13 protein-coding genes are annotated in these 14,292 nt (G+C 60.1%); 5 read left to right on the top strand and 8 right to left on the bottom strand.

Translation table 11 applies throughout. The features are described 5' to 3' along the window. Positions 1 to 186: 186 nt before the first annotated feature. The 4 genes from GYN01_RS18665 (at position 187) to GYN01_RS18650 (ending at position 5,082) form a co-directional block, all read left to right on the top strand. Complete coding sequence (locus GYN01_RS18665; RefSeq protein ID WP_048363217.1) at positions 187 to 1,698, top strand: efflux transporter outer membrane subunit; 1,512 nt, start codon at positions 187 to 189, stop codon at positions 1,696 to 1,698. A 112-nt stretch (positions 1,699 to 1,810) separates the two neighbouring features. Further along, positions 1,811 to 3,997 (top strand): FUSC family protein, encoded by a 2,187-nt coding sequence (locus GYN01_RS18660; protein ID WP_048363218.1) that lies wholly within the window; start codon positions 1,811 to 1,813, stop codon positions 3,995 to 3,997. Further along, entirely contained in the window at positions 3,987 to 4,187 is a 201-nt protein-coding gene (locus GYN01_RS18655) for a DUF1656 domain-containing protein (protein ID WP_016781859.1), read from the top strand. Before GYN01_RS18660 ends, GYN01_RS18655 begins: the two co-directional genes overlap by 11 nt. Positions 4,188 to 4,197: 10 nt before the next feature. Further along, positions 4,198 to 5,082, top strand: a complete 885-nt coding sequence (locus tag GYN01_RS18650; protein WP_048363219.1) for an efflux RND transporter periplasmic adaptor subunit — start codon at positions 4,198 to 4,200, stop codon at positions 5,080 to 5,082. 82 nt (positions 5,083 to 5,164) lie between these two features. Here the strand turns inward: GYN01_RS18650 and GYN01_RS18645 are convergent, their stop codons facing one another. Beyond that, positions 5,165 to 5,560: a hypothetical protein gene (locus tag GYN01_RS18645; RefSeq protein WP_048363220.1), complete on the bottom strand. Its 396-nt coding sequence runs from the start codon at positions 5,558 to 5,560 to the stop codon at positions 5,165 to 5,167. A 14-nt stretch (positions 5,561 to 5,574) separates the two neighbouring features. Further along, complete coding sequence (locus GYN01_RS18640) at positions 5,575 to 6,777, bottom strand: MFS transporter (protein WP_203307592.1); 1,203 nt, start codon at positions 6,775 to 6,777, stop codon at positions 5,575 to 5,577. 109 nt (positions 6,778 to 6,886) lie between these two features. On the opposite strand from GYN01_RS18640, the gene GYN01_RS18635 reads away from it, so the two are divergent. Further along, positions 6,887 to 7,771 carry a LysR family transcriptional regulator gene (locus GYN01_RS18635; RefSeq protein WP_203307591.1) on the top strand — a complete coding sequence of 295 codons (885 nt, stop codon included), beginning with the start codon at positions 6,887 to 6,889 and terminating at the stop codon, positions 7,769 to 7,771. Between the two features lie 14 nt (positions 7,772 to 7,785). On the opposite strand, the gene GYN01_RS18630 is transcribed toward GYN01_RS18635, so the two are convergent. The 6 genes from GYN01_RS18630 to GYN01_RS18605 form a co-directional block, all read right to left on the bottom strand. After that, positions 7,786 to 8,610 carry an SDR family oxidoreductase gene (locus tag GYN01_RS18630; protein WP_203307590.1) on the bottom strand — a complete coding sequence of 275 codons (825 nt, stop codon included), beginning with the start codon at positions 8,608 to 8,610 and terminating at the stop codon, positions 7,786 to 7,788. 31 nt (positions 8,611 to 8,641) lie between these two features. Further along, positions 8,642 to 9,106: a hypothetical protein gene (locus GYN01_RS18625; protein ID WP_048400140.1), complete on the bottom strand. Its 465-nt coding sequence runs from the start codon at positions 9,104 to 9,106 to the stop codon at positions 8,642 to 8,644. Between the two features lie 149 nt (positions 9,107 to 9,255). Then, positions 9,256 to 10,707 (bottom strand): mannose-1-phosphate guanylyltransferase/mannose-6-phosphate isomerase, encoded by a 1,452-nt coding sequence (locus GYN01_RS18620; protein ID WP_048363225.1) that lies wholly within the window; start codon positions 10,705 to 10,707, stop codon positions 9,256 to 9,258. A 108-nt stretch (positions 10,708 to 10,815) separates the two neighbouring features. Continuing rightward, on the bottom strand, positions 10,816 to 11,472 hold the full coding sequence (locus GYN01_RS18615) for an alginate O-acetyltransferase AlgF (RefSeq protein WP_048363682.1): 657 nt from the start codon (positions 11,470 to 11,472) through the stop codon (positions 10,816 to 10,818). 31 nt (positions 11,473 to 11,503) lie between these two features. Next, positions 11,504 to 12,682 carry an alginate O-acetyltransferase gene (locus tag GYN01_RS18610; RefSeq protein WP_203307589.1) on the bottom strand — a complete coding sequence of 393 codons (1,179 nt, stop codon included), beginning with the start codon at positions 12,680 to 12,682 and terminating at the stop codon, positions 11,504 to 11,506. A 12-nt stretch (positions 12,683 to 12,694) separates the two neighbouring features. After that, positions 12,695 to 14,134, bottom strand: coding sequence for an MBOAT family O-acyltransferase (locus GYN01_RS18605; protein WP_203307588.1), 1,440 nt, complete (start codon positions 14,132 to 14,134; stop codon positions 12,695 to 12,697). Positions 14,135 to 14,292: the final 158 nt, after the last annotated feature.

Here is a 14,292-nt window from a genome sequence, read left to right as displayed (position 1 = left end):
ACAAAGTAGGCAGCAACAAATTGTGACATGAAGTTTCAGTGTTTACCGAGGGTTATGCATTCGACCAACGGATTATCCTGATAACGGTAATAAAGATTCACAGTTATGCCAGCTTATCGTTGCGCCTGCCAACCCATAGACTTATCCGACTCAAGCCTCCTTCCCCTCATGCAGGAATTTGCAGCAGTGCCGCGTCGCATCAGCAGAGAGCTTAAAGCCCTCAGTGTTCTGGCTTTATCGTTAGCATTAAACGGCTGTATCGGTTTTGGTGGCATCGGCCCCAAAAGCCAGATGTTGACCGCCAATACGTTGGCCACTGACGAGGCGATTGCAAGCGCCGCGAAAGACGCAAACTGGCCCAAAGCCCAATGGTGGCACGCCTATGGCGACCCCCAGCTGGATGCCTGGATCAGCCTCGCGGTGCAGGGCAGCCCGAGCATGGCCATGGCCGCTGCCAGGGTGCGTCAGGCCAAGGCGATGGCGGGCGTGGCCGAGTCTGCCGAGTCGTTGCAGATCAATGCTGACGCCACGCTCAAACGCCATAACTGGCCGTCCGATCAGTTTTATGGGCCGGGCGCACTCGACAACTCCACGACCTGGGATAACAACGCCGCACTGGGCTTGAGCTTTGCCCTCGACCTGTGGGGCCGTGAAAGCAATGCCACCGAACAGGCCGTGGACATGGCCCACATGAGCGTCGCCGAAGCGCGTCAGGCCCAGCTCGAATTGCAGAACAACGTGGTGCGCGCCTATATCCAGTTGTCGCTGCATTACGCCCAGCTTGATATCACTGAGTCGACCCTGCACCAGCAGGAACAGATCCTCGACCTGGCGCAAAAACGTCTGGACGGCGGCATCGGTACGCACTTTGAAGTCAGCCAGGCGCAGGCGCCGTTGCCCGAGATTCATCGTCAGATCGACGCTCAGGAAGAAGAAATCGCCCTGACCCGTAACCAATTGTCAGCACTGGCGGGTAAAGGACCGGGTGAAGGTGCGCGCTTGAAGCGTCCAACGCTGGCGCTGGGCACCGCCCTCAAATTGCCCTCGGTCTTGCCTGCCGAGCTGCTGGGTCAGCGCCCTGACGTGGTCGCCAGCCGCTGGCAGGTGGCCGCACAAGCGCGCGGGATTGACGTCGCCCACGCCGGTTTTTACCCCAACGTCGACTTGGTGGGCAGCATCGGCTTTATGGCCACGGGTGGCGGCGCACTGTCATTCCTGAGCGGTAAAAAGCTTAACTACAACGTCGGCCCGGCGATCTCGTTGCCGATCTTCGATGGCGGTCGACTGCGCTCTGAACTGGGCGTGGCTTCAGGCGGTTATGACATGGCCGTGGCCAAGTACAACCAAACCCTGGTCAGCGCGCTCAAGGGCATTTCCGATCAATTGATCAAGCGTGAGTCGATGGAAAAACAGCAGGCCTTCGCCGTCGAGTCGGTGCAAGCGGCGCAAAAAACCTACGACATCGCCATGGTCGCCTTTCAGCGCGGCCTGACCGATTACCTCAACGTGCTCAACGCCCAAACCCTGTTGTTCAAGCAGCAGCAAATCGAGCAGCAGGTTCAGGCCGCCCGCTTGAGTGCTCACGCTGAACTGGTGACGGCGTTGGGTGGCGGTCTGGGGGCGGGCAACGATGTGCCCAAAGACGACCGTTACGTGCCGGACAAACCGCCTGCCGTGATGGCGATTTTCAACCCTTGACGATCGGATGAATAACCCCCGTAGGCGCTGGCGCTGGCTGCGATCTTTTTATGCTTCGATCCCCGCCTGCAACAGCCCATCACCCCTGATGGCTAATTTTGAGAGCCTGTAGATGAACCATTTGCCCGCCCCGGTACGCTGGCTGTATTCGCTGGAATGGCGCCGGGGCTTTTTTGACTGGGCACGCAGCGATGGCGTGACCTGGGTGCATATCTTCAAAGTGCTGGTCGCAGCGTTCTTGACCCTGTGGCTGGCCATGCGCCTGGAATTGCCGCAACCGCGTACCGCGATGATCACCGTGTTCATCGTGATGCAGCCGCAAAGCGGCCAGGTGTTCGCCAAAAGCTTCTACCGTTTTTTAGGCACCCTGACCGGCTCGGCGGTGATGGTGGCGCTGATCGCCTTGTTCGCGCAAAACACCGTGCTGTTTCTTGGTGCAATGGCGATCTGGGTCGGTCTCTGTTCGGCCGGTGCAGCGCGCTGCCGTAACTTTCGTGCCTATGGGTTTGTGTTGGCCGGGTACACCGCCGCGATGGTGGGCTTGCCTGCGCTGGCGCATCCCGATGGCGCATTCATGGCGGCGGTGTGGCGGGTGCTGGAAATCTCCCTCGGCATTCTTTGTTCGACGGTGATCAGTGCCGCGATCCTGCCCAAAACCGCAGGCGCAGCCATGCACAACGCCTTGTACCAGCGCTTCGGGGTGTTCGCCGGTTTTGTGGCCCAGGGCTTGCGCGGCCAGTCGTCCCAGGAAGACTACGAAGCCAGCAACGTGCGCTTCATCGGTGAAAGCGTGGGCCTTGAAGGCATGCGCAGCGTGACCGTGTTTGAAGACCCGCACATGCGTCGGCGCAGCGGTCGCCTGAGCCGCCTCAACAGCGAGTTCATGGCCATCACCACACGCTTCAACGCCTTGCACCAGTTGCTCGCGCGGTTGCGCAGCCGGGGCGTGGTGCAAGTGGTGTCTGCCATCGAACCAGAGCTGGAACTGCTGGCGCAACTGCTCGACACCTACAACGCTCGCTCGCTCACCGACAAAGACGCCACCTTACTGGCCGAGCAATTGGCCGCGTTCAAAGCGGGCCTTCCAGAGCATGTGCGCAGTTTGCGCGTTGAATTTCTGCACACCGAGCCAAGCCCTTCGGACTTTCTGGACTTCAACACCGCTTATGAACTGCTGTACCGGTTTGTCGACGACATGCACAGCTACGCGCTGACCCATGCCTCGCTGGCCGACCACACTCACGAACGGGAGCGCTGGGACCAGCCGTTTATATCGCAAACCAACTGGTGGTCGGCGGCGGCGTCGGGTATTCGCGCTTCGTTCATTTTGGTGGTGCTGGGCACGTACTGGGTCATGACCGCCTGGCCGAGCGGCGCCACCATGACCTTGATCGCGGCGGCGACGGTGGGCCTGTCTGCCGCCACGCCAAACCCTAAACGCATGGCCTTTCAAATGGCCTGCGGCACGTTCATCGGTGCGCTGGTGGGTTTTTTCGAGATGTTCTTCGTGTTGCCGCACATCGACGGCTTCCCGTTGCTGTGCCTGGTGCTGACGCCGGTGATCATGCTCGGCTCTTTCTTGACCTCGCGGGCCAACTACGCGGGCGTGGGGCTGGGGTTGTTGATCTTTTTCAGCACCGGTTCGGTGCCGGACAACCTGACTATTTACAACCCGTACCAGTTCATCAATGACTACATCGCCATGGTGATTGGCATGCTGGTGTGCGCCGCCGCGGGCGCAATCATCCTGCCGCCCAACAGCCGCTGGTTGTGGAGCCGCCTGGAGCAAGACCTGCGTGAGCAAGTGGTGTACGCCATCAGCGGCAAGCTCAAAGGTTTGAGTTCCAGCCTTGAAAGCCGCACCCGCGACCTGATGAACCAGGCGTATGGCTTGGCCGCTGGCCAGCCCAAGGTGCAACGCGAGCTGCTGCGCTGGATGTTTGTCGTGCTGGAAGTGGGCCACGCGATTATTGAGCTGCGCAAAGAGCAGGCGATTCTGCCGATTCACCCAGCCTATGCCGAATCTCAGCCTTGGCGGCAGGCGATCCGCGTCATGGGCCGCGCCCTGGTGCGACTGTTTATCAGCCCCGGCGAAAGCAACCTTGAACGCGCCCTGATCGCCGTTGACCACGCCATCAGCCGCGTGCAGGCCACCGACGAACCCTTTGCCCGCAACTTCGACACCTCGGCGCTGGTGCGGGTGCAAAGCTACCTGCACTTCATTCGTACCTCACTGCTTGACCCGCAATCGCCACTGGCGGCCTACGCGCAGCCGCAAGGACTGAACCATGCCTCGTGAAATCGCCTTCCACGGCGTCTATATGCCCACCATGACCCTGATGTTTTTTATCGCGGCGGGGTTGGCGTGGGGCTTTGACCGACTGTTTTCCGGCTACGACCTGTACCGCTTCTTCTGGCATCCGGCGCTGCTGCGCCTGAGCCTGTTTGCTTGTCTTTTTGGCGCCATGGCGCTCACTGTTTACCGTTGAGACCGATCCGATGAAAAAGTTCTTCAGCCTGCTTGCCACCTTGCTGGTTTTGGCCCTTGCGATATGGATCGGCCGAACCCTGTGGGTGCATTACATGAACACCCCCTGGACCCGCGACGGCCGCGTGCGTGCCGACATCATTAACGTGGCGGCCGACGTCAACGGCTACGTGGTCAACGTGCCGGTCAAAGACAACCAACTGGTGAAAAAGGGCGACGTGCTGCTGGAAATCGACCCCGAGCACTACGAAATTGCGGTCAAACAGGCTCAGTCGCTGGTGGCCTCACGCAAGGCCACGTGGGAGATGCGCAAGCTCAATGCCCATCGCCGGGCGGACTTGGACAACCTGGTCATCTCCAAAGAAAACCGTGACGACGCGAGCAACATCGCGGACTCCGCATTGGCCGATTACCAGCACGCACTGGCGCAACTGGATGGCGCGCAGCTCAACCTCAAGCGCACGCGTGTGCTGGCGACGGTCGATGGCTACGTCACCAACCTCAATGTGCACCGCGGTGACTACGCGCGCATCGGTGACCCGAAAATGGCGGTGGTCGATAAAGACTCGTTCTGGGTGTATGGCTTCTTCGAAGAGACCAAGCTGCCGCATATCCGTGTGGGCGACAAAGCTGACCTGCAAATGATGAGTGGCGAAGTATTGAAAGGTCACGTCGAAAGCATCTCGCGGGGCATTTATGACCGTGATAACCCTGAGAGCCGCGAACTGGTGGCTGACGTCAACCCGACATTCAACTGGGTGCGTCTGGCGCAGCGGGTCCCGGTGCGTATCCACATCGACGAAATTCCGGACGGCTTTTTGCTGGCGGCGGGCACCACCTGCACCGTGATCGTGCAGCAGGATGAGGTTGACGCGCATCCGGGACATTCTTTGTAGTCGCTGTCGAGGAGCGAGGCGGCGATCACGAGTGGAAGATCGCCGCCTCGCGCTGCATCTCAGCGACAACTGTGGTGCAGGATCAAACCGCGCAGAAGGTTTCATGCAAATGGCGCCACAGGACGTTGCCTGCCGCGTCCTGTTCAAACGCCACGGTGGCACGCCGATCAGTACGGTTGCCGTTGTGTTCTTCTTGCACCTCGCGGTAACTGACCACCGCGCCGCCCGCGTGCAGGGCAATGCCGTTGAACTCGCTGAGCGTAATGGCCAGACCCGGCCGGGCACCGCGCAGTGGTTCGAACAGGCGTTCTACACCGTCGATATCCAGGACCTTGCCGTGGGGCGTGATCATCGTAAATTGCGCTGAAAAACGGGCCAGCAACGTCGGCAATACCCCCGGTTCCAGCCCGCTGAACCAGCCTTCAATCTCGACATGGGTTTCTTTTACAAGGTCGAAGTAGCGCGAATAATCAGTCATCACTTTCTCTTGGGTCAGGGTGCCAGCAAGGCCAGCACGCGTGGAGTATCGAGGCGTAACGCAGGCATGAGCGGCACCAGCGTCAACGCGCATCCGATGGCAAAGCATAGGGCAAAGGCGTGGGGCGTCGAGGTGATCGCGGTCAAGGCCGCGAACAGCGCCATCATCAACGCCGGTCCGAGCAGAAAACTCAACTGCCGATTGAGGTTCCACACGGCACTGGCGTGGGTCATGTGCTTGGCAGGTACATCAATAAAGGCGGTGCTTTGCGCGGTACTGCTGCTCAGGCTGCCACCGAACCCCATCAAGGCATACAGCGCCATCGGCAGCAGCGTGTGCCCCGCCTCCAGCTGCATTAACAGCGCGATGCCCAGCGCCTGAGCGCTCATGCCCAGCAGCAATAATGGCTTGGGCCCCACCCGGTTGAATTGATAGCGACTCAGGCCAATGCCCAGGGCCGACGCCAATGCCCACGGCAACATCAGCGCACCCGTTTGTGCAGGGGTGTAACCCAACTGATGCAAATACAAAATACTCACCAGCTGGGTGCCGATAAAAACCCCCGGAATAAACAGGTACGTCAGCATCGCAATGCGCAGCAACGGGCTTTTGAGCAGCTGAGCCATTTGTCTGAATTTGACGGGGGTGGGGCGCGTTGATTGCTCCTTCGCCCTGATCCAGCACTGCGCCAGCAACAACGCAAGCAGGGCCAGCGGCACATTGGTGTAAAACACCCAGCGCCATGACCGCGCCTCAACCACCCAGCCGCCCAGCGCAGGCGAAAGGGCGGGCACCAGCAGCGCCACCAGCAAAATGACCGAGGTCAGGCGAGCGCGTTCATGGGGGCGAAACTCGCGATACACCATTGCTTGCCCCACCGGGATCAACAACCCGCCCCCCAGCCCTTGCAGCAAGCGCCAGCCAATCAGCGTTTCAATCGACGCGGCCTGTGCCACCCCCCATGAGGCCGCCGTGAACAGCAGCAGTGAAATCAGCAACAGGCGTTTTTCACCCACTGCCGCCGCCAGCCACACGCTGGGCACAATAACCACGATCAGACCCAGCATGTAGGCATTGCCGATCCAGGCCAGTTGTGTGACAGAGGCGTGCAGTTCCAGGCCGATCTGCGGGTATGCAATCGAAACGGCAAACATGTTCACCAGATCCAGCGCATAGCCCAACAGGTACACCCCTGCGATTTTGTTGCGATAGGCCATGACCGGCTCCTTGATGCGAAGCCACACAGTAGGCGGGTTTTGCGCATGGAGGAACGGCGCCGACGCTGCTAGATTGTCAAAATTATTTTGACAATGGGCGGTATTCAGCATGGTCAGTCTTGACCGATTCGACACTTTCAAAGCCGTGGTCGAGGCTGGGTCCCTCACTGCGGCCGCCGATTTGTTAGGGCAAACCCGGGCGGTGGTGAGCTTCAATATCAAGCGCCTGGAAGCTGAGCTGGGCGTTACTTTGCTCACGCGCAACACCCGCAGGCTGGCCCTGACAGAGGCGGGCGAGCGGTTTTATCAGCGCTGCCTGAGCATGCTTGAAGCGGCGCAACTCGCCATTGACGAGGCGCGCAGCGAGCACACCGAACTCAAGGGCACGCTGCGCATTACCACCACTGTGGAATATGCGCTGGCCAAAGTGGTGCCAGCGCTGGAAGTGTTTCGTACCCTGCACCCGGACCTCAATGTGCACCTCTCGACCTCATCGACCCACGCCGACTTGATCTCCGAGCGGTTTGACGTGGCCCTGCGTTTGGGCCGCATTCTGGACTCCAGCCATCGCGCCGTGCAGTTGAGTACATTCGAGATTGTGCCCGTGGCCTCGCCGGGCTTTGTGCAGGGCCAGCCGCCCATCGACAGCGTGCATGCCCTTGAGCAAACGCCGTGGCTTGAACATGGGCGCGTCGGGGAGTTGAGTATGACCGAGGTCGGCACGGCCAGCGTGCGGCCTTATCAGCCCAATCCGGGCAGGGCACGGATCAAGGCCGATAACTCGTCGGTGCTGCGTGCTTTTGCACTGACCGGGCAGGGCGTGGCGATCCTGCCTGACTGGCTGATTGAAGACGACCTGCGCGCAGGGCGACTGCTGCGTTTGCTGCCCCACTGGCACTTCACCCGCCAAGGGGTTTACGCGCTGTACCCCGACACCCGTCACCTGCCGCTCAAAGTGCGGGTGTTTATCGACTTCATGAAACGCCATGCCTGATGAACGTAGGGGCGTTATGCGCAGGTGTTCAGACCAAAGCGTTTCATCAAGATTATTTGCAGCAACCTGCGCGGCAACAGCGCCGCCAGCAGCGGCATGGCGCGGCTGCCATTGCCGTAGCGCAACAGTGCAGGCGGGCGGGCTTTTTGGGTGGCCTTGAACACTGCGTTGGCAAACTCACTGACCGGCGTGGGGTTGTCTTGCGAGGCCTTGGCGCGTGCGCGAATCCCCTCGCGCATGGGCCACCAGGGCGAGTCTTCGCCAATGTGCACTTCGGCCTGAGCGCTGGCGTTTTTCGCGAAACAGGTGTCAATGGCGCCTGGCTGCACTTCCATCACCCGCACACCAAAGGGAGCCAGCTCCATGCGCATTGCCTCGGTCAAGGCATGCACGGCGGCTTTGGACGCGCAGTAGGCCCCGGCAAACGGCGTCACCAGCACACCGGAAACGCTGCCGATATTGACCACCAATCCACGGTTGCTGCGCAGCGGTTCAAACAACGCCTGTGTCAGGCCGACCACGGAAAATACATTGGTTTGAAACTGCAGGTGCATGTCCGCCACGCCTCCATCGAGCACGGGCCCCATCGCGCCATAGCCGGCATTGTTGATCAACACATCCAGGCCTTTGCCATGCTGCTTGAGCCGGGCACTTAAACGGTCGATCTCAAGGCTGTCGTTCACGTCCACTTGCACCGCGACAAAGCCGTCGGCCCTGAGCTGTGCCACATCGGCCGTTTTACGGGCCGTGGCCCATACCTCGTAACCGGCCTGTTTGAAGGCATCGGCCAGGGCGCGGCCAATGCCGCTGGAGCAGCCAGTAATCAACACGAGAGGCATCAAAACATCCTTGATCAAAGCAAAAAAACAATCAGTTGGAAAAGCTGCCTTGCAGGCGCTCAGCACGAAATTCGAGGGTTTGCGGGCGGTAACCGGCGCGCAGGGGCGGCACTGGCAGGCAGTCTTGCCACACGCCGCCTGCTTGCAGTTCACCCGGTCCACGGTAACGCGGGGCGGTGTACAAATTGTCAGCGAGGTTGACCGTGTCCCCCGGCGCATAAGCGGCCACCCGCCAGCCGAGTGCGAGCAGCGGCACTTCGTTGCCATTGCGCAGGGTCAGGCGCAGGGGGCGATCGGCAGGGCATTGGTCGGGCGCGTAGACCATACGCAGCTCAAGGCGGGCCAGTTGCTGGGCTTCACGGTGATCGAGCCAGGCGACCGACGCGGCCACGAGGCCCAGTCCCACCAGTGCGGCCATTGAAACCGGCAACGCCTTGGACGGGTAGCGCAACAGAAGAACCAGCCAGGTGATGATCAGTAGAACGCCGATAAGCATGACGCTCGCCTCGCAAAGAGTGGAGGGACATCCTACTGAAGCTTAGGTGGGAATGGCGAATCGGTGTTGCGCCAGATGCGACCCCAACCCTCTCCCTTTGGGGGAGGGTTGGGGGGCGGGTAAAAAGTCAGCCACACCCGATCACCTGTTTACTGGGCAATGGTCTTGATTGAAATGCCGCGCTCAATCGGCGTCGAGCGACCGTACACATCCTCAAAGCGTTCGATGTCGTCCTCGCCCAAGTAGCTACCGGACTGTACTTCAATGATTTCCAGCGGGATTTTGCCAGGGTTGCGCAGGCGGTGTACCGAGGCAATCGGGATGTAAGTCGATTGGTTCTCGGTCAGCAAAAACACATTGTCGTCACACGTCACTTCCGCCGTGCCCGAGACCACAATCCAGTGCTCGGCGCGGTGGTGGTGCATTTGCAGCGACAGGCAAGCCCCCGGCTTGACCGAAATGTGTTTGACCTGAAAGCGTCCGCCCATGTCCACCGAGTCGTACGAGCCCCACGGGCGATACACCTCGCAGTGGTTCTGGGTTTCGCTGCGGCCCTGCGCGTTCAAGGTGTTGACCATCTGTTTGACGCCCTGAACCTTGTCCTTGTGGGCAATCATCATCGCGTCTTTGGTTTCCACCACCACGATGTTGTCCAGGCCAATCACTGACACCAGTTTGCCGTTGCCGTGGATCATGCAGTTGGTGCTGTCCTGAATCACCACGTCACCTTTGCTGACGTTGCCGTTGGCGTCCTTTTCGTTCACGTCCCACAACGACGACCAGCAACCCACGTCGCTCCAGCCCGCCGTCAACGGCACCACACAGGCACGCTGGGTTTTTTCCATCACGGCATAGTCGATGGAGTTGTCCGGGCAGCAGGCGAAGGTGGCGTCGTCTATGTCCACGGTGTCGGCGTCTTGCTGGCTGCGTTCAAGGGTCAGCAGGCAGGTGTCGTAGATGTCCGGGTCGTGCTTTTTCAGCTCTTCGAGGAAGCGACTGGCGCGGAACATGAACATGCCGCTGTTCCAGAAATAACCGCCGCTTTTCACGAATTCGGCGGCCCGCTTGGCATCGGGTTTTTCGACAAACGAAGCCACGCGGCTCACGCCTTCGGGCAGCAAGGCATCGGCAGTGGACTTGATATAGCCATAGCCGGTTTCAGGCTTGAGCGCAGGCACGCCGAACAACACCATTTCGCCGCGTTCAGCTGCCACGGTGGCCAGTGCCAGTGCGCGTTGCAGGGCTTTTTGGTCTTCCAGCACGTGGTCGGCCGGCAGCACCAGCATCAGCTCGTCGCGGCCTTCATTGATCAACATCATCGCGGTCAGTGCCACGGCGGGTGCGGTGTTGCGGCCGAACGGCTCCATCAGGATGCGCTGGGTGTCGAGGTTGCGGTTGGCCAACTGCTCGTTGACGATAAAACGGTGCTCTTTGTTGCACACCACAATCGGTGCGTCCATGCCGTCAAACACCAAACGCTCCAGGGTTTGCTGGAACAGCGTTTGATCGCCGGTCAGGGCCAGAAACTGCTTGGGGAACTGCTTGCGCGACAAAGGCCACAGACGCGAACCGCTACCACCTGAAAGAATTACCGGAATCATGATGTCTCTCCAAAAACTGAAATGGGTTGCTGGCTTCCCTGTAGGCGCCGCCCAAGGCTGCGATCTCTTGATCTTGAAAGCACTTGGCGGCTACAGAGCAAAAAAGGGTTAGCGGGTCGAAACCGGGCGCTTGACCCAGGTCGGTGACACGTTGCTGCCGCTGCCGGTGACGTACAGCACCGCCGCCTCACCGCGCTCCAGGGCTACCGGCTTGAGGTCGCTGACTTTTTTGTCGCCCTCGAACAGCGCGAAGCTGACTTTCACCGGGTTGATTTCGCGCTCGCCACGGCCTCGAGCGGCCACGGGCTTGACCACGTCGGTCTTGCCGTCGGCGGTCTTCAAGGTCAGCGCCTTGTCGGTCAGGTTCTGCACCCTTACCAATGATTTCTGCTTGTTCTTGAACGGCGGTTCTTCGATCAATTGCGGCTGACCGCTGCTGGTGTTGACCAGCGTGTAGTAGTGATCGGCGCTCAGTTTGACGGGCAGGCTGTGGCTGCCGACTTTGGCGCTGTAATCGCCCTGTGGCAGGAAGCTGAAATCGCTGCTGCCTTGCGCCGCGATGTCGTTGAGGGCGGTATTGCCCACGGTGGCGCTGACTTGCTGATTGCTGGCGTTGAACATGCGCACAAAGCTTGAGCCTTTTGGTGCGCTGGGGCCGTACAGGGCGGCATCGCCACCGGCCCACGCTTGCAGTGACAGCAGGCTCATACCGGCGATCAGCGCAAAGGATTTGGCGAGACGACGTGGAGCAGGTGTGAACGGCAGGGTTTTAATAGTCATTAGTCGAACCTCTCTTTCAGTGTTGCGCCCGGTTGGGCGTCTCGGATTTCGCAGTGTTTTGTGCAAGTTGCGGTTGGCGTGCGCCCGCTTCTTTCAAGGTGGCGACCCACGAGGGGTCGGCGTCACCGATCTCGTTGTCCACGGGCAGGTAACGCTCGGGAAACTCCCAGATCAGCACTTGGGGCGGGGTGTTCTTGAAGGCATCGCTTTTCAGGTAAGCGAGCATCGGCAGGATCGGCCCGTGGCCATCCTTGGAATCGTTGATCACGTCGCTACGCAGCGCTTGTTTCAGCGCGCCGACGAAGTTCCAGTTCGGGTTGGCGCTGTAACTGGTGCCCACCAGCGTGACGGGCACTTCGCTGTCGGCGAAAAGCGCGTCTTGACTGTCGGCGGCCGTATCGGCGGCGCGGGTGGTGCGTTTTTCCAGCGGCTCGGGCGGTGGCAGCAGGTGGCTGAACAACGGGTCAAGCGGCAGGAAGCGCTCCAGGTCGCCGTTGTGCTGTTCGGTTGTTTGAGCTTCGGTGACAAATGGCTGCGGTTCGCCACTGAGCGGGAACTGGCTGCCAATCGCCGCGGCCAGTTGCTGGGCCGCGACTTGCGCGCCGTCTGGCGTCCAGTGCGTGTCGGTGCGCAAAAACACCTGCGCGCCGCCCTGTTTGGCCTGTTGCAGGGGGCCAAGCAAGTCGGGGGCGATGATCTGGCTGGCAGCCAGTTGCGCGTGGAAGTCGCGGTATAGGTCGGCATGAATGCGGGCAGGGCGCTGCTCACCCATGTGCTCGGGGTACAAGCGCACTTTGGACGGCACCACCGCCATCACCAGTTTCACGCCCTGTTCTTTGAGGGTGTTGCGCACCCCTTCGACCAGCGCGTAGTTGTCAGCCACGTTCTGCTGCGCGTTGGGCCACGGTTTGAACTCTTCGTCGCTGAACAACCATTGATCGCGGCCCAGCACCACGCCGGGACGGCCTTCGTTGAACAGGGTGAAATCCAGCGCGGCCCACAGATTGGTGCCCAGGCGCTTGATCGGGAACTCGTCGTCGTAATGGGTTTCGACGGCTTTGCTCCAATGGCCATTAAGCACAGTGGTTTGCGCTGGCGTGTCAAAGCCGATAAAGCTGCGCAGCGAGACCGCGCCCAAACCCAGTAGCAGGCCGCAGAAGCTGGTGACGTAGACGATGCGTAATGTTCGGTTCATGGTCGGCTCCCCTTAGAACTGGAAGTACAGGAACGGCGAGAAGCTTTGCGCCGAGAGTTTGAAAATCGAGGCCACAAACAACAGCCCGATCACGCTGCGCAGTGCATAACGTGACCAGTCAGCGGGCAGTGTTTGATCCTTGCTCAGGTCCAGTTCTGTGGGCTTGCGGTACAGATCACGCAGACCGAAGAACGCCAGCGTCAGGTAGGCCACCACCAGCGTGGCGACTTGCAAACCGGTGAGGTTGGCGCGGTTGAGTTCCGACAGCGACCATTCACCAAAGCTGAACATGGCGCTGTACATACGCCCGGCTACGTGCAGGTTTTCGGCGCGGAAAATCACCCAGCCGATGACCACGATCAAGAAGGTCAGTGCCCAGCGGATCGGGTTCAGCGCCCGTGGGTTAGTGTTCAGGCCCAGTGCTTTTTCGATGGCCAGCCACAGGCCGTGCCAAGCGCCCCACAGGATGTAAGTGATGTTTGCGCCGTGCCACAGACCGCCCAGCAACATGGTCAGGAACAGGTTGCGGTAGGTAATGAGCGTGCCTTTGCGATTGCCGCCCAGGGTGATGTAGAGGTAGTCACGCAGCCAGGTCGACAGGCTGATGTGCCAGCGCCGCCAAAATTCGGTGATCGACTGGCTGATGTAAGGCTGTTTGAAGTTTTCCATGAAGCGAAAACCCATCATCAAGCCCAGCCCGATGGCCATGTCGCTGTAACCCGAGAAGTCGAAATACAGCTGCGCGGTGTACGCCAGCGCACCGAGCCAGGCATCGCCGGTGGTCGGGTTTTGCAGCGCGAAACAGTGATCGGCGACCACCGCCAGGGTGTCGGCGATAAACACCTTCTTGATGAAACCCTGCATGAACCGCGTGGCGCCTTCGCTGAATTTATCGAGGGTATGGGTGCGGTTGTTGAACTGATCGGCGAGGTCGCGAAAACGCAGCACGGGGCCTGCGATCAAGTGCGGGAAGATCGCGACAAAGGCGGCGAAGTCGATCAGGTTGCGGGTGGCCGGGGTGTCACCGCGGTACACGTCGATGATGTAGCTGATGGACTCGAAGATGTAGAACGAGATCCCGATCGGCAGCAGCACGTGGGTGAGGATGAAAGGGTCAAGACCGACCGAACCCATCATTGCGTTGATGCTGTCGACGCCGAAATTGGCGTACTTGAAATAGCCCAGAATGGCGAGGTCAACGATGACCCCCAGCAGCAGCCAACGCTGCGCGGGTTGGGTGCGAACGCCTGCGGCACCGACTTTGAGGCCGATCCAGTAGTTCCAGACCGTGACCCCGATAAACAGCGCCAGAAAGTCCACGCGCCACCACGCGTAAAACGCGTAACTGGCGATGAGCAGTAGCAGGTTGCGATAGCGTTGCCCGCTCAAGTAATACAGGGCGAGAAACACCGGCAAGAATAAAAACAGGAACACATTGGATGAAAAAACCATCCTGACCTCTCCGTGTGGACCAACAATAAAGGGCTCAGCCCCCCCAACCCCCCCGAGAAAAAGTGGGGAGGTGTACGTGTATCTTTTGAGGTTTGGGTGTCGTTTGATCGACCCTCACCCCAACCCTCTCCCAAAGGGAGAGGGGGCTTGATGTGTGG

The organism is Pseudomonas weihenstephanensis (genome assembly GCF_016812185.1).
GTDB lineage: Bacteria > Pseudomonadota > Gammaproteobacteria > Pseudomonadales > Pseudomonadaceae > Aquipseudomonas > Aquipseudomonas weihenstephanensis.
The sequence above is the reverse complement of the archived record's forward strand: the minus strand, read 5'-3'. Positions and strand labels throughout refer to the sequence as shown.

Bases quoted from the DNA above. Each gene is read 5' to 3' on its own strand.
- GYN01_RS18660 (WP_048363218.1), top strand. From the start codon at position 1,811: ATGAACCATTTGCCCGCCCCGGTACGCTGGCTGTATTCGCTGGAATGG.
- GYN01_RS18655 (WP_016781859.1), top strand. From the start codon at position 3,987: ATGCCTCGTGAAATCGCCTTCCACGGCGTCTATATGCCCACCATGACC.
- GYN01_RS18650 (WP_048363219.1), top strand. From the start codon at position 4,198: ATGAAAAAGTTCTTCAGCCTGCTTGCCACCTTGCTGGTTTTGGCCCTT.
- GYN01_RS18645 (WP_048363220.1), bottom strand. From the start codon at position 5,560: ATGACTGATTATTCGCGCTACTTCGACCTTGTAAAAGAAACCCATGTC.
- GYN01_RS18640 (WP_203307592.1), bottom strand. From the start codon at position 6,777: ATGGCCTATCGCAACAAAATCGCAGGGGTGTACCTGTTGGGCTATGCG.
- GYN01_RS18635 (WP_203307591.1), top strand. From the start codon at position 6,887: ATGGTCAGTCTTGACCGATTCGACACTTTCAAAGCCGTGGTCGAGGCT.
- GYN01_RS18630 (WP_203307590.1), bottom strand. From the start codon at position 8,610: ATGCCTCTCGTGTTGATTACTGGCTGCTCCAGCGGCATTGGCCGCGCC.
- GYN01_RS18625 (WP_048400140.1), bottom strand. From the start codon at position 9,106: ATGCTTATCGGCGTTCTACTGATCATCACCTGGCTGGTTCTTCTGTTG.
- GYN01_RS18620 (WP_048363225.1), bottom strand. From the start codon at position 10,707: ATGATTCCGGTAATTCTTTCAGGTGGTAGCGGTTCGCGTCTGTGGCCT.
- GYN01_RS18610 (WP_203307589.1), bottom strand. From the start codon at position 12,682: ATGAACCGAACATTACGCATCGTCTACGTCACCAGCTTCTGCGGCCTG.
- GYN01_RS18605 (WP_203307588.1), bottom strand. From the start codon at position 14,134: ATGGTTTTTTCATCCAATGTGTTCCTGTTTTTATTCTTGCCGGTGTTT.